This is a genomic window from Kitasatospora sp. NPDC041988, assembly GCF_055588525.1.
The window spans coordinates 13,716-30,690 of the sequence record NZ_JBVJCO010000007.1; the positions used below are offsets into that span (position 1 = coordinate 13,716).

Consider the following 16,975-nt stretch of genomic DNA (forward strand, 5'->3'; position numbering starts at 1 on the left):
CGCGGGTCAGCTCCCCGATCCGTGGTGGTGCGGGTACCGGCCCGGCCCGTGGGGATGGTCGGGATCCTGCGGGTCGTGCGGGGCGTTCGGGTCGTAGTAGACCTCGCCCTGCGGCTGCCCCGGCACCCAGGGCTGCTGACCGTCCTGCTGGTAGGGGTCGTAGCCGTACTGCGGGTCCTGCGGGTACTGCTCGTACCCGGGCTGGCCGCCCTGCTGCGGGTAGGCCTGCTGCGGGTAGCCGTCGGGGCCGTACCCCTGGCCGTCGTAGGGCGCGGCCGCAGGCTGCTGGGCGGAGTGGGGGTACTCCCGGCCGAAGGCCGGGGGAGGGTCGTAGCTGTACGGGTCGGCCTGCTGGTAGCCCTGGTACGGGTCGGCGTACGGCTCGCTCTCCTGGACGGCGGCGGCCGCCCGGACCGCCTCGACCGGCGGGTCGCCGGCGGGCTGTGCCGGGATCGCGCCCGGCCGGCCCTCGTACACGCCGCCGTCCCCGTCGCCGCCCTCGCCGCCCTCGCGTTCGGCCATCCGGCGGGCCCGACGGCTGCCGGGGGCGGGCGCCTGCGCCTGGGCTGCGGCGGCCAGCGCGGCGGCGGCGACCACCTCCTCGGGCAGGTCGTCGTCCTTGTGGCTGCGGCGGCCGGGCAGGGCCAGCACCAGGATGGTCAGGCCGAGCAGCAGCTGCGCCCAGATCCAGCCGGTGTGCAGGAGGCTGCCCTCGCGGGTGACGACCAGCTTGCCGCCGCCGGCCGGGAGCTTGAAGCCCTGCGCCCAGCCGTCGACGGTGGTGGCCTCCAGTGCGGTGCCGTCCAGGGTGGCCTTCCACTCCGGGGCGGCGGCCTCGGCGAGGCGGAGCACCCGGCCGTCGGGGCCGGCCGGGACGGTGGCGTCGAGGTCGCGCTCGCCGGACGGGACCACCACCGCGGTGGCGCCGGGGGCGGTGATCAGGGCGCGGGCCGCCGGGGCACCGTTGACCTGCCAGAGTGCGGCGTCGTCGTCCTGGTTGGCCTTGACCAGGCCGGGGGTGGTGTCCAGGACGTCCTTGAAGGCGGCGATCGCCGGCTGGTCCACCAGCACGTAGGCGATGCCGTAGCCCGTCAGCGCGCCGGCCTGGTCGGCGCCGGAGCCGGCCAGCAGGCTGCCGACCACCTTGTTCAGACCCGCGGTGGTCCCGGTCTCCGGGTCCACCGTGGACTCCACCTGGCCGAGCGTCAGGCCGGCGCCGCGCACCAGCGTGTAGCGGACGGAGCCGCCCTTCGGGTCACCGGTGACGACGAGGGTGCGGGCGCGGTCGGTGGTGCCGGCCTCCTCGGCGATGAACGCGGGCACCTGGGCGGCCTGCGCCCGGTGCAGCGGGCGGTCGGCGCCGGTGACGGCCCACCAGACGCCGGTGCCCAGCGGGGCGAGCACGGCGGCGGCCACCACCAGGGCGGCTACCGGCTGGCGCCAGCCGAAGGCGATGCCGGCCACGCGGGCGTTGGCGCCGTCGGCACCGGTCGCGGCGGCGGCCAGCAGGGCGATACCGGCGAGCAGGGAGGCCGGGCCGGCCCAGGCGGGCACGGCCGGGCCGCCGGAGGCGGGGGTCACCGAGGTGCCGGCCACGACGACCGCGAAGACCATGGAGGCCCCGGCGGCGCCCCAGGCGGCGAGCACCGCACGGCGGCGGTCGGCGCGCAGCAGGGCGGCCAGCGCGGCGAGCACCACGCCTGCCGAGAGCCAGACCGGCGGCACCCCGGCGCCGCCGGGGTTGACCAGCACCAGGCCGAGCGCGCTCGCGCCGCCGCCGTGCAGACCGGGCAGACCGGCCTCCAGCAGCAGCCGCTGCGGGTGCGAGAGCACCTGCAGCGACCAGGGCGCGAGCACCAGCACCGGCACCGCGAGGATCACCAGAACGCGCAGCCCGAGCAGCCGCACCGCCTGCGCGCCGGAGCCGAACGCCCCACCGCGCACCACCCCGGCGGCCAGCACGGCCAGGCAGAGCGGCACGGCCAGCGCCCAGACCAGCGGGACGAAGGCGGTGGCCAGGGTCAGCAGCAGGACGGCCATCCAGACGGGCCGCCAGCCGGGCCGGGCGCCCTTGGCGGCGCTCTCGGCGCGGATGCCGAGGCCGGCGGAGATCGCGGCGGCGCGGGCCAGCGGCGGCAGCAGCACCGCCAGCACGGCGGTGCCGATCCGGCCCTGGGCGAGCGCGCCGGTGGCGGCGGGCAGCAGCGCGTAGGTGGCGCTGGCCCAGGCGCGGACGAGCTTGGAGTCGAGCAGCGGCCGGGAGACCAGGTAGGCGCTGACGGCGGCGAGCGGCACCGAGAGGACGACCAGCAGGGTGACCGCGAGGTCGGCGTGGTCGAACAGCATCCAGGAGAGCACCGACAGCACGCCGAGGTACGGCGGCGCGGCGGAGGTGGAGCCGGTGCCGACGGGGTGCCAGGCGTCCGCGTACATCGACCAGAGGCCGCCGGCACCGCCGGTGGCGGGCAGCAGCGCGCCGCCGAAGAGGTCGCCGCCGCCGAGCAGGCCGCGGCAGGCGACCAGGGCGAAGGCCAGCAGGGCGGCGAAGAGCACCGGCGCCGGGCGCCGGGCCAGCTTCTTGATCAGCGCGAACTGCTCGACGACGAGGTCCTCGGTGTCCTCGTCGCCCGGTCCGGCCTCGACCGAGCCGTGCCGGCCGGCCCCGGAGTCGTCGGCGCCCCCTATGCCGAGGGAGCTGATCACACCCTCGACGGCGAGCCGGGCGGTGGCGCCGGGCGCGGGGAAGAGCGTCCGGTCGTCCAGCGCGTCGGCGGCCCGCAGCCGGGCCCGTCGTTTGCGGGCGACCAGCAGCCGGGGCAGCCGGACCAGTTCGTGGCTCAGGCCGGCCAGTTCGTCGAAGGCCTGCTTCGGGTCCTTGCCGAGCAGGTTGGTGACGACCCGCAGCAGGGTGCCGAGCACCAGCCGGAGCAGGACGTAGGGGAAGAGCAGGCCCTTGGAGTTGGCGAGCAGGGTGTAGACGGCGCCGGCCTTGTCCACCCGGTGCGGGTGGGTGGGGCCGCAGTCGATGACGCGGCGCTCGCGGCTGGCCGCCTCGGCGTGCCGCAGCACGGCGTCGGGGGCGATGACGACGCGGTGGCCGGCGGCGTTGACCCGCCAGCAGAAGTCGGTGTCGTCGCGCATCAGCGGCAGCGCCTTGTCGAAGCCTCCGAGCTCCTCGAAGACGTCGCGGCGCACCAGCATGCCGGCGGTGGAGACGGCGAGCACCGGGCGGACCTGGTCGTGCTGGCCCTGGTCCTGCTCGCGGCGGTCCAGGCCGGTCCAGCGGCGGCCGGAGCGGGCGATGGTGACGCCGACCTCCAGCAGCTGGCGGCGGTCGTACCAGCTGCGCAGCTTGGGGCCGACCACGGCGGCGCTGGGGGTGGAGTCGGCGACCTGGAGCAGCCGGCGCAGCGCGTCGGTCTGCGGTTCGCAGTCGTCGTGCAGGAGCCAGAGCCACTCGACCGGCTGGGTCTCACGGGGGCCGCCGCGGCCGAGGTCGTCCTCGTGGCCGAGTGGGTCGCCGAAGTCGTCCCAGCCGCCAGTGACCGGGTCGTACCCGGAGGGGTCGAGCCGGTACGGCAGGTCCTCGGGCCGCAGCGGCGGGCTGTTGAAGACGGCCTCGCCGACGGCGGTGCCGAAGCCGGCCCGGCGGCCGAGGATGATCGGGCCGCTCTCCGGCATCCCGTCGGTGTGGCCGAAGTCGTCGAGCGCCTTGGCGAGCAGCTGCGGGGAGTTGTCGGTGGAGCCGGTGTCGACGGCGAGCACCCGCTGGACCTGGCGGTCCTGGCCGAGCAGGCCGGCCAGGGCCTGCGGCAGCCAGCGGGCGCCGTCGTGCGAGACGATCACGGCGGTGACCAGGTGGCGCGGATAGGCGGGCGGCCTGGCAGCGGTGAAGCCGCTCTGGTGGCTGTAGACGGTCATCGAGTGCGCGGGCCCCAGTTCTCGGTGGACACAGCCGGTGAACGGCAACCGGATGGCGCACCACACTAACGGCTCCGGATGGCGCCTTTGTCCGCGGTGTCCGTGGAGAGGGCGTGGACGGCGAACGCCGGGGACGCCCCGCACGGGCCCGAGACGCCCGCGCGGGCCCGGGAACACGAAAGCGCCCCACCACCGCGGTGAGGCGCCCGTAACAGCTGTGCGGTTGTCGGAGGGTCAGCAGGGTCAGGGGCCGACCCGGTCAGACCGCGCTCTTCTTGAGCCGACGGCGCTCGCGCTCGGAGAGGCCGCCCCAGATGCCGAACCGCTCGTCGTTGGCGAGGGCGTACTCCAGGCACTCGGAGCGGACCTCACAGGCGAGGCAGACCTTCTTGGCCTCGCGGGTGGAGCCGCCCTTCTCCGGGAAGAAGGACTCGGGGTCGGTCTGCGCGCACAGCGCGCGCTCCTGCCAGCCGAGTTCCTCTTCTTCCTCCTCGATGCCGTCACCGATCAACAGCTCAAAGAGCTCGCTCATGTGGCGCGCCTCCTCTGCCCCTATTTGGCGTCCCCGTGGTTGCCGTTGCCTCGTGCGGCTGACGACACGAGTGAAATTACAGTTGCGTCACTCTGGCCCAGTCAAGCCGAGCTCTGGTATTGGGGTCAGGATTCACTCCCCGGCACCAAGCCGTTACGAATAGTGTACATATACGGACACATCGGACTTACTGTCCGGATGCCGTCGAACCATTCGCAACCATCCGCCGAGTGACGCGCAGTCACCATCACAGGCCGGTCATCGGCCTGCCTTCCCGGCGATCTTCTCATCGAAACATAGAGGGTGATTTATCACCCCATCGGGTACTTCATGACCTAACCCGCCCGAATGCCCCAGCTCCGGAGTTGACACCGGCCCCCCGCATGCGGTCTCCTTTCCCCTATGTCAGAGTTCGCCAGCACCCGGAGCGGTTCCACGCTTCGCCCTGCCGCGAACTCTTGTTGTCGCCTCTGTTCCTGCTGTATCTAGGCGCCCGCGTCCCACCGCGCGCCGCCCAGGAAGCACAGAGGCCGCCCGCGATTCCCGCCCCAGGACATCCCGGATCCGGCTGATCCCCTGACGAACCAGCCGTACTCCGAGGACGACCCCGTGCGAATGAACCGCATCCGCAAGCGGAACCGCGACCGCAACAAGCCGGCCCACCGTGGCCTCGCGCCGACCGCCCCTCCCCCGGCACCCACCCGCGCCGTTCACCCGGTGCACCCCGTGCACCCGTGGGCCGACGGCCTGAGCGACGTCTCCATCGCCGGCGACCCGCTCGCCTTCCCGCACCTGGCCCGCACCGACCTGCCCAGCCACCCCACCACCGTCGCCGGCTACGCCCGGCTGGTCCGCGAGATCGCCGCCGACCGGGCCCGCTGGGAGCCGCTGGTCCGCTACGACGCACTCACCCGCTGGTACGCCCGGCTGGAGACCGGCCCCGGCTACGAGGTCTGGCTGCTCAGCTGGCTGCCCGGCCAGAGCAGCGGCTTCCACGACCACGGCATCTCCTCCGGGGTGATGACCGTCGTCCAGGGCGAGCTGATCGAGCGCTCCCTCACGCACGCGGGCGAAGGCGCGCGCACCCTCAGGCCAGGCGGGCAGCGGGTCTTCTCCTCCGGCTACCTGCACGAGGTGGTCAACGGCGCGCTGGAGCCCGCCGTCTCCATCCACCTCTACACGCCGGGCCTGACCGAGATGAACCAGTACGGCGGCACCGTCGTCCCCGAGCAGCACCCGCAGGAGCAGGCCGAGGCCCACTGACGGCGGGCACCGGCAGCGGTCGGTCGACGGTCGGGCTGACGACCTGTCGGGCCGTGGCAGGATGGGCGCATGCGCATCGTGGCACTGGCAGGCGGGATCGGCGGAGCGCGTTTCCTGCGCGGACTCCGGGAGGCCATCGGTCCGGAGGACGAGATCACCGTCATCGGCAACACCGGTGACGACATCCACCTCTACGGTCTGAAGGTCTGCCCCGACCTCGACACCGTCATGTACACCCTCGGCGGCGGCATCCATGAGGAACAGGGCTGGGGCCGGACCGACGAGACCTGGTCGATCAAGGCCGAGATGAAGGAGTACGGCGTCGGGCCCGAGTGGTTCGGGCTCGGCGACCGCGACTTCGCCACCCACCTCGTCCGCAGCCAGATGCTCACCGCCGGGTACACCCTCAGCCAGGTCACCGAGGCGCTCTGCGTGCGCTGGAAGCCGGGCGTCCGGCTGCTGCCGATGAGCGACGACCGGGTCGAGACACACGTGAAGATCACGGACGAGGACGGCACCCGGGCCGTCCACTTCCAGGAGTACTGGGTGCGGCTGCACGCCGCCGTCGACGCCGAGGCGATCATCCCGGTCGGCGCGGACACCGCCAAGCCCGCGCCCGGCGTGCTGGAGGCCATCGCCGCCGCCGACGTGATCCTCTTCCCGCCGTCCAACCCGGTCGTCTCGATCGGCACCATCCTCGCCGTCCCCGGCATCCGGGCCGCGCTCGCCGCCGCCTCCGCACCGGTGGTCGGGCTCTCTCCGATCATCGGCGGGGCGCCGGTGCGCGGCATGGCCGACAAGGTGCTCGCCGCCGTCGGCGTCGACGCCACCGCGGAGGCCGTCGCGCTGAACTACGGCTCCGAGCTGCTGGACGGCTGGCTGGTGGACACCGCCGACGAGGCCGCGGTCGCCGCGGTCGAGGCCGGCGGGATCGCCTGCCGCGCCGTCCCGCTGCTGATGACGGACGTCGACACCACCGCCGAGATGGCCCGGGCCGCGCTGGCGCTCGCCGAGCAGGTCCGCGCGTGAGCGAGCGGACAATCAGCGAGGCGGGCACGTGAGCGAGCGGAGCGAGGGAACAATCAGCAGGCGCGCGTCCGGCGAAGCGGCCGCCGAGGGCTGCGAGGCGGGCACGTGAGCGAGCGGAGCGAGGGAACAATCAGCAGGCGCGCGTCCGGCGAAGCGGCCGCCGAGGGCTGCGAGGCGGGCGCATGAGCCTGTTCATCCTCCCGGTCGAGGGCCTGCCCGAGGTCGACGCCGGCGCCGACCTCGCCGGGCTGATCGCCAAGGCCTGCACGTACGAGGACGGCGACATCCTGCTCGTCACCTCGAAGATCGTCAGCAAGGCGGAGGGACGGCTGCTGCACGCCGCCGACCGCGAGGCCGCGATCGACGCCGAGACCGTCCGTGTGGTCGCCCGACGCGGCCCGGCCCGGATCGTCGAGAACCGCAACGGCCTGGTGATGGCCGCCGCCGGCGTCGACACCTCCAACACCGCCCCCGGCACCGTGCTGCTGCTGCCCGAGGACCCGGACGCCTCCGCCCGCGCCCTGCGCGCCCGCCTCCAGCAGCTCACCGGCCGCCAGCTCGCCGTCGTCGTCACCGACACCTTCGGCCGGCCCTGGCGCAACGGGCTCACCGACGTCGCCATCGGCGCCGCCGGGCTGCCCGTCCTGGAGGACCACCGGGGCCGCACCGACTCCCACGGCAACGAGCTGGCCCTCACCGTCACCGCGACGGCCGACGAACTCGCCGCCGCCGCCGACCTGGTGAAGGGCAAGGCCACCGGCACCCCGGTCGCCGTGGTCCGCGGCCTCGGCCACCTGGTCACCGCTGAGGACGGCGAGGGCACCCGGCCGCTGATCCGCGCCGCCGCCGACGACATGTTCCGGCTCGGCACCTCCGAAGCGCTGCGACAGGCCGTCACCCTGCGGCGCACCATCCGCGCCTTCGGCCCCGAACCGGTCGACCCCGGCGCCGTCCGCCGCGCCGTCGCCGCCGCCGTCACCGCGCCGGCCCCGCACCACACGACGCCCTGGCGGTTCGTGCTGCTGGAGTCGGCCGGGACCCGGACGAAGCTGCTGGACGCCATGCTCGCCGCCTGGCAGCGCGACCTGCGCGAACTCGACGGCTGGGACGACGCCAGGATCGCCCGCCGCACCGCCCGCGGTGACGTCCTGCGCGCCGCGCCGTACCTGGTCGTCCCCTGCCTGGTGATGGACGGCTCGCACGACTACCCCGACCGCCGCCGCGCCACCGCCGAACGCGAGATGTTCACCGTCGCCATCGGCGCGGCCGTGCAGAACCTCCTGGTCGCCCTCACCGGCGAGGGCTACGGCTCCGCCTGGGTCTCCTCCACGATGTTCTGCCGCGACACCGTCCGCGAGGCCCTCGCCCTCCCCGCCGGCTGGGACCCGATGGGCGCCATCGCCGTCGGCCGCCCGGCCGAACCCCCGCGCGAGCGCCCCGACCGCAGCGCGGACGCCTTCATCGAGGTGCGGTAGGGGTCAGAGCCGGCATCGGCATACACGTCCCGGCGGTTGCCGCCGCCGACCACGGGGCCGACCATCACGTCGCCCCGCACCTCGTAGGCCACCCGATGGTCCCCGACCCTCAAGCGGTAGAGGCCGTCGTGTCCGGTCGGCGTCTTCACATCCGGGCCCGATGTGTACACCACAGCCGGACCGTTCCTCACCGCCTCCGGTGGTCGTTGGGGGTGAGGCGGGGGCCGTAGCGGGGGGCGTGGGTGCCGGTGGCGAGGAGGAGTCGGCAGAGCCGGTGGCGGTGGGGGCGGTAGGGCTCCAGCAGCGCGAGCATCTGGGCGTCGTCGCTGCGGGGGCGGCCGGCCAGAGCCCAGCCGACCAGGTTGGGGAGGTGGTAGTCGCCGACCGAGACCGCGTCCGGGTCGCCGTTGCTGCGTTGGAGGGTCTCGGCGGCCGTCCAGATCCCGATGCCCGGCACCGCTGTGAGGCGGGCGAAGGCCTCGGTGTGGTCCATCGCGGCGGCCTCCTCCAGCCGCGGGGCCAGCCGGACGGCGCGCACGACCGTCGCCGAGCGCTTCGGGTCCACGCCGGCACGGTGCCACTCCCAGCTGGGGACGAGCGCCCACTCGCGGGCCGACGGCGCCACCCGCATGCCCTCGGCCGGGCCGGGTGCCGGGGTGCCGAAGTCGCGCAGCAGCGTCCGCCAGGCGCGGTACGCCTCGTCGGTGGTGACCTTCTGCTCCAGGATCGCCGGCACCAGCGACTCCAGCACCAGCCCCGTCCGGGTCAGCCGTACCCCGGCCACCCGCCGCTGGGCGTCGCGCAGCGGGCCGGGCGGGAGCACCAGGCCGGCCGGGTCGTCCTCCGCGCCGAGCAGGACCGGCAGCCGGTCCAGCAGCCACTGCGCGCCCGGGCCCCAGGCGCTGGCCTCGACCGTGCCCTCGGCGGGGCGGGCCAGCACGCGCAGGGTGCCGATGCCGGCCGGGGTGCGGGAGGCACGCCAGAGTGCGCCGTCGCCGGTCGTCCGGTACGTCGGGTCGGCGGGGCCCCGGCGCAGCGGCAGCAGGGTGCGGGCCGCGTCCAGGGGGAAGCCGGGGCGCCAGCGGCGTACCGCGCCTTCGCCCGTTGCCGCGGGGGCTGTCACCGCCGTGCGCCTCCCTCGCTCTCCGCCGACCATGGGGTTATGAACGATACGCGGCTGCCGGTGCTGTCCCCCGCGGACGAGGGCGCCGTCCGGGCGCTCTACCACCGGGCGCTGGAGGGCTGGAACCTGCGGGACGGCGCGGCCTTCGCCGGGCCGTTCGCCGAGGACGGGGAGGTGATCGGGTTCGACGGCACCCGGCACAGCGGGCGCTCGGTGATCGCCGCCGAGCTGGGGCGGGTCTTCGCGGACCACGTCACGCCCGAGTACGTCGCCAAGGTCCGGCGGATCCGGGCACTGGGGCCGGGGGTGGCCCAGCTGGACGCCGTCGCGGGGCTGGTGCCGGACGACGCCGAGGACCTCGATCCGGCGCTGAACGCCCTGCAGACGGTGATCTCGGTCAACGCGGGGGCGGGCTGGCGGATCGCGCTGCTGCAGAACACCCCGGCCCGGTACGACCTGCGGCCGGACCTCGCGCGGGCGCTCACCGCGGAGCTGCGGACGTTGATCGGACGCGGGCCGGGGCCGGTGTAGGGCGCGTAGCCGCCGACGGGCCGGGGGTCAGTGCGCCTGGAGGTACGCGGCGTGGGAGCGGATGGTGGGGAGGAGGGGGTAGAGGGCGGAGCCGGGGCACTCGGTGGCGAAGGCGTCGCGGTGGCCGGAGACGGTGTCGAAGGTGACCACCGTGTCCTTGGGGTAGAGGCTGCCGTCGGAGGTGGACGTCAGCTGGGTGGTGCCCGCCGGGTCCTGGCCGGTGAGGCCGAGCTTCCAGGCGGCCGTCCGGGCGAGGCCGTCGAGCAGGGACAGCGGCGGAATGTCGGTGACGTAGGTGCCGATCGCGGCGACGCCCGCCGAGTCGGTGTTGAAGCCGAGGGTGTGCGCGCCGTGCACCGGCAGGTCGGCGCCGCCGGCCCGGCCCTCGTAGACGGTGCCGCAGCGGTCGACCAGGAAGTTGTAGCCGATGTCCCGCCAGCCGTTGGTCTGCACGTGGTACTGGTAGATCGCCCTGATCACCCGGGGTGCGTCCGCGCAGTCGTACGTGGTGGCGCTGGCGGTGTGGTGGACGAAGACCGCCCGGACCGGGCCGGTGTACTCGAAGTCCGGGTCCCGCAGGGACTCGTCGGCGCCCCAGCCGGCCCGGGTGACGATGGCGGGCCGCGGGGCCTGGTGCCCGTCGGACGGTCGGGCGGGCAGCGTCCGGGCCGTGGCGGGGGCGGCGCCCTCGCCGGGGTCGACCAGTTCGACCCGCAGGCCGGGCGGCAGGCCGCCGGGGCCGGGGGTGACCTCGACGGCGACACCGTCGCTGCGCCCGGTCCAGAGCGGGGCCGTCGCACTGCGCGGCCCGGCGGCGTCCGGCGAGGCCCCGTCCGGCCCGTCCTCGCCGTCCGCCTCCAGCGTGTGCCAGCCGCTCCAGATCCCGGTGGCGGCGTCCCTGGTGCGGACCCTGGCCGAGCCGCCCGCGAGCGCGCCGGCCGGGCCGTCCCAGCCGACCCCGAGCAGCTCGAACGGGCGGGTGGTGCTCGGGGCCAGGGCCCGGCCGGCGGTCAGCGGCAGGGCGGTGACGGAGCCGCCGCCGGCCGAGGTGCGGTGCCGCGGGGCCGGGCCGGCCGCGGCACCGGTGGCGGGCGGTTGGAGGAGCAGAACGGCGGTGCAGCCGGCGAGGACCGCGGCAGGGAGGGCGGCCGGGAGAGAGATGCGCATAAAAGGGATGTTCACCGGAAAACGCCGTGCCCGCCACGCCGCCTCGCGCCCTCCCCGGCACCCCTCCCGGTCGCCCACCCGAAGGCCGTAGGCTGGGGCGCACCATGACTGCGCCTTTCGCTGCCGATGCCCGAACCCCCGTCGAGCTGCTGCACGCATACCTGCGAGGTGGCACTCCTTCAGTCGACCCCGCGGCCCCGCTGGTCACCTTCTACGACGACGCCACCGGCGAACGGGTGGAGCTCTCCGCCCGGACCTTCGACAACTGGGTGGCCAAGACCGCCAACCTCCTCCAGGACGAGCTGAACGCCGGCCCGGGTGACCGCGCCGCGCTGCTGCTGCCCGCCCACTGGCAGAGCGCCGTCTGGCTGCTGGCCTGCTGGTCGGTCGGGGTGGCGGCGGTGCCCGGCGGCGAGCCCGCCGACGCCGACCTGGTGGTCAGCGGCCCGGAGGGCCTGGAGTCCGCCCAGGCGTGCGAGGGCGAGCGGGTGGCCCTCGCACTGCGCCCGCTCGGCGGCCGCTTCCCACAGCGCCCGGACGGCTTCCTGGACTACGCCGCCGAGGTGCCCGGCCAGGGCGACCGGTTCGCGCCGTACTCCCCCGTCACGCCGGACGCGCCCGCGCTGGAGACCGGAGTGGACGGCCTGCCGCTGAAGCTGACCGGTGACCAGACCGTGCAGCTGGCCAGGGAGGGCGCCGCCCGGCTCGGCATCAAGACCGGCGACCGGGTGCTCTCGACCCTCTCGTACGACGACTGGTCGGGCCTGGAGGCCGGCCTGCTGGCGCCGCTGGCGGCCGGTGCCTCGGTGGTGCTCTGCCGCAACTCGGAGGGCCTCAGCGCCGAGCAGTGGGAGAAGCGGACCGAATCCGAACGGGTGACACTGCGCCTCGGGTAACTCCCGGCCCCGGCCCAACGGGTAGGGATCCCTGCCATGGCCGAGGACGACACCGAGCACCCCCCGACCGACAACCCCCCTCCCCGGGACGCCGCCGAGGCCCCGGACACCCCGACCGCACCCGGACGACGGCGCCGGCGGTGGCTGATGATCACCGCCGGCGCCCTCGCCTTCCTGCTGGTCGCCTGCGGCGCGCTGCTCTGGATCGCCTACCGCAAGCTCGACGGCAACATCCAGACCGACTCCACCACCGACCGGCTGCTGGCCCGGCTGGAGGCCGAACGGCCCAGCCGCACCGCCGGGGCCAAGGGCGCCGAGAACATCCTGCTGATCGGCAGCGACGACCGTACCGGCACCAACGCCTCGTACGGCGAGGTCGGGGGCCAGCGCTCGGACACCACGATCCTGCTGCACCTGGCGGCGGACCGGCGGCACGCGACGGCGGTCTCCATCCCCCGCGACGTCATGGTCACCGTCCCGGCCTGTGAGAAGCCGGACGGCACCCGGAGCCGGCCCGCGCTGCTGCAGTTCAACGCGGCCTTCGAGACCGGCGGCCCGGCCTGCTCGATCCGAACGGTCGAGCAGCTGAGCGGCATCCGGATCGACCACTACGTGATCCTCGACTTCACCGGGTTCAAGGCCATGGTCGACGCCGTCGACGGGGTCGAGGTGTGCGTGCCGCAGGCGATCCACGACAAGGACGCCAAGCTGGACCTCCCGGCCGGGCGGCAGACCCTGCGCGGTGAGCAGGCGCTCGGCTACGTCCGGGCCCGGGAGACCCTCGGCGACGGCAGCGACACCCAGCGGATGGGCCGTCAGCAGCAGTTCCTGGCCGCGCTGATCCGCAAGGTGCAGTCGCAGGGCGTGCTGCTCAACCCGGCCCGGCTCTGGCCGGTGCTGGATGCGGCGACCTCCTCGGTCAAGGCCGACGGCGGGCTCTCCTCGCTGGGCGCGCTCTACGACCTGACCCAGGACCTGCGCGGGATCCCCTCCTCCGACGTGGTGTTCCTGACCGCGCCGCGCCGCCCGTACCGCTTCGACTCGGACCGGGACGAGTTCGTGCAGCCGCAGACCACGCAGCTGTTCACGGCGCTGCGCGACGACCGTCCGGTCGCCGTCCGCGCGCCTGGGTCCGCCGCTTCGACCGCTCCGAGCGCGGCTCCGACCGTGGCGGCGCCGGGTGCGGGGCCGAGCAAGGGGTCGGGCGCGGGGCCGACCCCGAGCGCGACCCCGAGCGCGACTTCGGGGGCCGGTACGGACCAGGCTGGCGGAGCGTCACCCTCCGCCACCGCGCCGCCCTCCTTCGAGGGGCGCACCGCCGACGTGGACGCCTGCGCGATCCACTGACCACAGACCAGGTCACCCTTTTGTGTACAGATCATGAGGCTGCCAGGCATTCCCCGGGAATTCCCAGGCGCCCGATTACCTGGTGAATTGCGGTTTCCGGACATGGCGGAGATCACATCCGGAACAATTCCCCCACGCGGCTCGTCTAGTGTGTCCGGGTCGGTGCGCGGCACGCGCGCCGACCCGTGCAGACCGGTCGGAGGGAGGGAACCCCCGTGCAGCAGGACAGGCAGGAGGTCGACCCCGCCGACCAGTGGGTGCTCGACCCCGACACCGGGCAGTACCGGCTCGACCCGAGTGCGGGCATCCCCGCGCAGCGCCGCCGGGCGCCCGCCCCCGAGCCCGGTTCCGCACCGGACGCAGCGCCGGAAACCGCCACCGGGCCCGGTCACCCCGGCGGCCGGGCCGGCCACCGCCGCAAGGGCGCGGTCGGGCGCAACCGGCGGCGCCGAGCGCTGAAATGGACGGCCGGGGTCGGCTCACTGGCCCTGGTGGCCGGCTGTGGCGGCGCCTACTACGCGTACCAGCACTTCAACAACAACATCACCGCCGTCAAGGTGCAGCTGGGCAACGAGGAGGAGCGGCCCAAGGCGGCCGGTGACGCGCTGAACATCCTGGTGATCGGCACCGACAGCCGGGAGGGCCTGGGCCGCGAGTACGGCGACGAGGGCAGCGCCGGGCACGCCGACACCACCCTCCTCTTCCACGTCGCCAAGGACCGCACCAACGCGACCGTGATCAGCATTCCGCGCGATCTGATGGTGCCGGTCCCGGACTGCGAAACCAATACCGGGAAGAAGATCCCCGGCTCGGCACGGGTGATGTTCAACGAGAGCCTCGGGCAGGAGGGCCGCGATCCGGGCTGTACCTGGAAGACCGTCGAGAAGATGACGGGTATCCGGGTCGACCATTTCGTCATGGTCAACTTCGATGCCGTGAAGACGCTCTCCACCGCCGTCGGCGGAGTCGAGGTGTGCGCGGCCAAGGACATCAACGACCCCGACTCCCACCTGAAGATGACCAAGGGCCGGCACGTGGTGCAGGGCGACGAGGCGCTGGCCTTCGTCCGCACCCGGCACGCCGTCGGCCTGGGCGGGGACCTCACCCGGATCCCGCTCCAGCAGCAGTTCATCAGCTCGATGATCCGCTCGGTCAAGAGCAGCGACACCCTGACCAGCCCGACCAAGCTGTGGAAGCTCGCCGACGCCGCCACCAAGGCGCTCACCGTGGACTCCGGCATCGGCAGCGTCGACAAGCTGAAGGACCTGGCGCTGGACGTCAGCAAGGTCGACACCAAGAACATCACCTTCGCCACCGTGCCGGTGCTGGACGACCCGAAGGACGAGAACCGGCTGGTGCTGAAGCAGCCGGACGCCGGGCAGGTGTTCTCGCTGGTCGCCAACGACCGCTCGCTGACCGAGACGGCGGCCCCCGCCGCCCCGGCCACCCCGGAGGCCACCGCCCCGGCGGCCGCGGCGCCCTCACCGACGGCCACCACCCCTGCGGTGGACGCCAAGGACGTCCGGGTGACGGTGCGCAACGGCAGCGGGACGCCCGGGCAGGCGCAGCAGGCCGTCGACAAGCTCCAGGCGAAGAGCTTCGCCAAGGCCGTGACCGGCGCCAACGCGCCTGCCACGCCCACCACTTCGGTCACGTACCCGGCCGGGAAGGCCGCCGAGGCCGCCGCACTGGCCGCCACTCTCGGCCTGCCGGCCGACGCGGTCAGGGAGGACCCGAAGGCGGGCGCCAGGGAGGCTCTGGTCCTGGTGCTCGGCAAGGATGTGCCGGCGGCGCCGGCCACCCCGAGCGCCGCGCCGACCGAGGCCCCCAAGGACCTCCAGCGCGTTCAGGCGGACGACACCGACGTCTGCGCCAAGTAGCGGCCTCGGGCTTGTCCGACAATCCCTAGAGCAGCGCGAGGGTGCCGTCGGTCTCGCGGTACCGCTCGCCGGTGCGCGGGCAGCGCCAGCGGTCCGGGCCGTCCGGTTCCAGCGGCTCGCCGGCCCGGCCGACCCACTTGATCCGGCGGGCCGGGACGCCGGCCACCAAGGCGAAGTCCGGGACGTCCCGGTGCACCACGGCGCCCGCGGCGACCAGCGCCCAGCGGCCGACCGTCACCCCGGCGACCAGGACGGCGCGGCCGCCGACCGAGCAGCCCTCGCGGAGCGTCACCCCGCGGGCGTGCCAGTCGTCGCCGCGCTTCAGCTTCCCGTCGACGTCGACGGAGCGCGGGTAGAGGTCGTTGGTGAGCACGGCCGCCGGGCCGACGAACACACCGTCCTCGACCACCGCGGGCTCGTACACCAGCGCGTGGTTCTGCAGCTTGACGCGGTCCCCGATCCGCACGCCCGGGCCGACGTAGGCGCCGCGCCCGATGATGCAGTCGGCGCCGATCACGGCGTCCTCCCGCACCTGGGCGAGGTGCCAGACCGTCGTCCCGGCGCCGAGCACCGCCCGGTCGTCCACGTCCGCGGTCGGCTCCACGCGGGCACCGGCGACGGACCCGCCCTCAACTGTCCCCATGGCGCCAGACGATAGCGTCGGCGGAGGGGGCGGGACGGCGGGTCCGCGGGATTGGCCGGATCGGGTCGGCGGACCGAGGGCGCGTCCGGACCGAGCCCTGTGTCAGCGGGCCTCGGCCACCACGTCGGCGGCGGCCGGGGCGCGGCTGCCGATCACCCGGCGGGCCAGCGAGCGCGGCGAGGTGAGGAAGCCGAAGCCCCAGCTGAGGTGCATGGTCGCGAAGGCGACCGGCAGCAGCGCCTTGGCCTTCGCCGAGAGGCCGCGGCCCACGACCAGCGCGCCGCCGAGGATGCCGAGCAGATAGGCGGCGGGCACCGCGAGGAACGCCGGGTGGACGGCCGCGCCGAGCACCAGCCCGAGGGTGACGCCCAGGAAGGCGGCCGGCGGGGCGAGGTAGCGGAAGTTGACCGAGCCCCGGTGGTAGCGGGTGACCACCCGGCGCCAACGCCCGTAGTCCTTGTACTGCTTGGCCAGGGCCCGCACGGTGGGGCGCGGGCGGTAGGTGACCCGCAGCTGCGGGGTGAACCAGACCAGGCCGCCGTCCTGGCGGATGCGGTAGTTGAGCTCCCAGTCCTGGGCGCGGACGAACTCCTCGTTGTAGCCGCCGAGCCTCTCCAGCACCTCGCGCCGGAACACCCCGAGGTAGACGGTGTCCGCCGGGCCGGCCAGGCCGCCGGTGTGGAAGGCCGCGTTGCCGACGCCGATCTTGGAGGTCATCGCGGCGGCGACCGCGTTCTCCCACTCCGTCTCGCCCTCGGCGTGCATGATGCCGCCGACGTTGGCGGCCTCCATGTCACCGAGCAACCGGACCGCCGTGGTGATGTAGCCGGGGGTCAGCAGACCGTGACCGTCGACGCGGACCACTATCGGGTGGCTGGAGCCCCGGATCGCCGCGTTCAGACCGGCGGGCGTGCGGCCGGTGGGGTTCTCCACCGTACGGACCCGCGGGTCCTCGGCGGTCAGCTCGGCGGCGATCTGCGCGGTGCGGTCGGATGACGGACCGAGGGCGATCACCACCTCCATCGGCCCGGCGTAGTCCTGTTCCAGGATGTGCCGGACGGCCGTACGCAGGTGTCGTTCCTCGTTGAGCACCGGCATGATCACGGAGACCGCCGGCAGCTCCTCAGCAGCCTTGGTGTTCATCGGGGCCCACCGTACCGGTGTCGAA

The 16,975-nt window shown here is 74.4% G+C and carries 13 protein-coding genes; 7 read left to right on the top strand and 6 right to left on the bottom strand.

What is annotated here, in order from left to right; genetic code table 11:
- Positions 1–6: 6 nt before the first annotated feature.
- Both ACZ6NC_RS09480 and ACZ6NC_RS09485 read right to left on the bottom strand, forming a co-directional pair.
- Positions 7–3,921, bottom strand: a complete 3,915-nt coding sequence (locus ACZ6NC_RS09480) for a glycosyltransferase family 2 protein (RefSeq protein WP_465730686.1) — start codon at positions 3,919–3,921, stop codon at positions 7–9.
- Positions 3,922–4,180: 259 nt separating this feature from the next.
- Positions 4,181–4,453, bottom strand: coding sequence for a WhiB family transcriptional regulator (locus ACZ6NC_RS09485; protein ID WP_148644569.1), 273 nt, complete (start codon positions 4,451–4,453; stop codon positions 4,181–4,183).
- Between the two features lie 609 nt (positions 4,454–5,062).
- Between ACZ6NC_RS09485 and ACZ6NC_RS09490 the strand changes: the two genes are divergently transcribed.
- The 3 genes from ACZ6NC_RS09490 (at position 5,063) to ACZ6NC_RS09500 (ending at position 8,220) form a co-directional block, all read left to right on the top strand.
- Positions 5,063–5,716, top strand: coding sequence for a cysteine dioxygenase (locus ACZ6NC_RS09490; protein ID WP_465730689.1), 654 nt, complete (start codon positions 5,063–5,065; stop codon positions 5,714–5,716).
- Between the two features lie 69 nt (positions 5,717–5,785).
- On the top strand, positions 5,786–6,745 hold the full coding sequence (gene cofD / locus ACZ6NC_RS09495) for a 2-phospho-L-lactate transferase (RefSeq protein ID WP_465730691.1): 960 nt from the start codon (positions 5,786–5,788) through the stop codon (positions 6,743–6,745).
- A gap of 182 nt (positions 6,746–6,927) precedes the next feature.
- Positions 6,928–8,220 (top strand): coenzyme F420-0:L-glutamate ligase, encoded by a 1,293-nt coding sequence (locus ACZ6NC_RS09500; RefSeq protein ID WP_465730693.1) that lies wholly within the window; start codon positions 6,928–6,930, stop codon positions 8,218–8,220.
- A 187-nt stretch (positions 8,221–8,407) separates the two neighbouring features.
- Here ACZ6NC_RS09500 and ACZ6NC_RS09505 read toward each other — a convergent pair whose 3' ends face one another.
- Positions 8,408–9,376: a DNA-3-methyladenine glycosylase family protein gene (locus ACZ6NC_RS09505; protein WP_465730695.1), complete on the bottom strand. Its 969-nt coding sequence runs from the start codon at positions 9,374–9,376 to the stop codon at positions 8,408–8,410.
- A gap of 6 nt (positions 9,377–9,382) precedes the next feature.
- Here ACZ6NC_RS09505 and ACZ6NC_RS09510 point away from each other — a divergent pair, with 6 nt between their 5' ends.
- The gene (locus ACZ6NC_RS09510) at positions 9,383–9,874 is read left to right on the top strand and encodes an SgcJ/EcaC family oxidoreductase (protein WP_465730697.1); all 492 of its coding nucleotides are present in this window, start codon (positions 9,383–9,385) and stop codon (positions 9,872–9,874) included.
- Positions 9,875–9,901: 27 nt separating this feature from the next.
- Here ACZ6NC_RS09510 and ACZ6NC_RS09515 read toward each other — a convergent pair whose 3' ends face one another.
- A complete protein-coding gene (locus ACZ6NC_RS09515; RefSeq protein WP_465730699.1) occupies positions 9,902–11,041 on the bottom strand; it encodes a peptidoglycan recognition protein family protein in 1,140 nt (379 codons plus the stop codon).
- 104 nt (positions 11,042–11,145) lie between these two features.
- On the opposite strand from ACZ6NC_RS09515, the gene ACZ6NC_RS09520 reads away from it, so the two are divergent.
- From ACZ6NC_RS09520 to ACZ6NC_RS09530, 3 genes are all read left to right on the top strand, one after another.
- Positions 11,146–11,937, top strand: a complete 792-nt coding sequence (locus ACZ6NC_RS09520) for a TIGR03089 family protein (protein WP_465730701.1) — start codon at positions 11,146–11,148, stop codon at positions 11,935–11,937.
- Between the two features lie 36 nt (positions 11,938–11,973).
- On the top strand, positions 11,974–13,284 hold the full coding sequence (locus ACZ6NC_RS09525; protein WP_465730703.1) for an LCP family protein: 1,311 nt from the start codon (positions 11,974–11,976) through the stop codon (positions 13,282–13,284).
- Between the two features lie 215 nt (positions 13,285–13,499).
- A complete protein-coding gene (locus ACZ6NC_RS09530; protein ID WP_465730705.1) occupies positions 13,500–15,164 on the top strand; it encodes an LCP family protein in 1,665 nt (554 codons plus the stop codon).
- 25 nt (positions 15,165–15,189) lie between these two features.
- Here ACZ6NC_RS09530 and ACZ6NC_RS09535 read toward each other — a convergent pair whose 3' ends face one another.
- Complete coding sequence (locus ACZ6NC_RS09535; RefSeq protein WP_465730707.1) at positions 15,190–15,807, bottom strand: acyltransferase; 618 nt, start codon at positions 15,805–15,807, stop codon at positions 15,190–15,192.
- Between the two features lie 102 nt (positions 15,808–15,909).
- A complete protein-coding gene (locus ACZ6NC_RS09540) occupies positions 15,910–16,950 on the bottom strand; it encodes a glycosyltransferase family 2 protein (protein ID WP_465730709.1) in 1,041 nt (346 codons plus the stop codon).
- Positions 16,951–16,975: the final 25 nt, after the last annotated feature.

Excerpts from the sequence above, each read along its gene's own strand:
- ACZ6NC_RS09480 (WP_465730686.1), bottom strand. The coding sequence starts at position 3,921 with ATGACCGTCTACAGCCACCAGAGCGGCTTCACCGCTGCCAGGCCGCCC.
- ACZ6NC_RS09485 (WP_148644569.1), bottom strand. The coding sequence starts at position 4,453 with ATGAGCGAGCTCTTTGAGCTGTTGATCGGTGACGGCATCGAGGAGGAA.
- cofD (WP_465730691.1), top strand. The coding sequence starts at position 5,786 with ATGCGCATCGTGGCACTGGCAGGCGGGATCGGCGGAGCGCGTTTCCTG.
- ACZ6NC_RS09500 (WP_465730693.1), top strand. The coding sequence starts at position 6,928 with ATGAGCCTGTTCATCCTCCCGGTCGAGGGCCTGCCCGAGGTCGACGCC.
- ACZ6NC_RS09505 (WP_465730695.1), bottom strand. The coding sequence starts at position 9,376 with ATGGTCGGCGGAGAGCGAGGGAGGCGCACGGCGGTGACAGCCCCCGCG.
- ACZ6NC_RS09510 (WP_465730697.1), top strand. The coding sequence starts at position 9,383 with ATGAACGATACGCGGCTGCCGGTGCTGTCCCCCGCGGACGAGGGCGCC.
- ACZ6NC_RS09515 (WP_465730699.1), bottom strand. The coding sequence starts at position 11,041 with ATGCGCATCTCTCTCCCGGCCGCCCTCCCTGCCGCGGTCCTCGCCGGC.
- ACZ6NC_RS09520 (WP_465730701.1), top strand. The coding sequence starts at position 11,146 with ATGACTGCGCCTTTCGCTGCCGATGCCCGAACCCCCGTCGAGCTGCTG.
- ACZ6NC_RS09525 (WP_465730703.1), top strand. The coding sequence starts at position 11,974 with ATGGCCGAGGACGACACCGAGCACCCCCCGACCGACAACCCCCCTCCC.
- ACZ6NC_RS09535 (WP_465730707.1), bottom strand. The coding sequence starts at position 15,807 with ATGGGGACAGTTGAGGGCGGGTCCGTCGCCGGTGCCCGCGTGGAGCCG.
- ACZ6NC_RS09540 (WP_465730709.1), bottom strand. The coding sequence starts at position 16,950 with ATGAACACCAAGGCTGCTGAGGAGCTGCCGGCGGTCTCCGTGATCATG.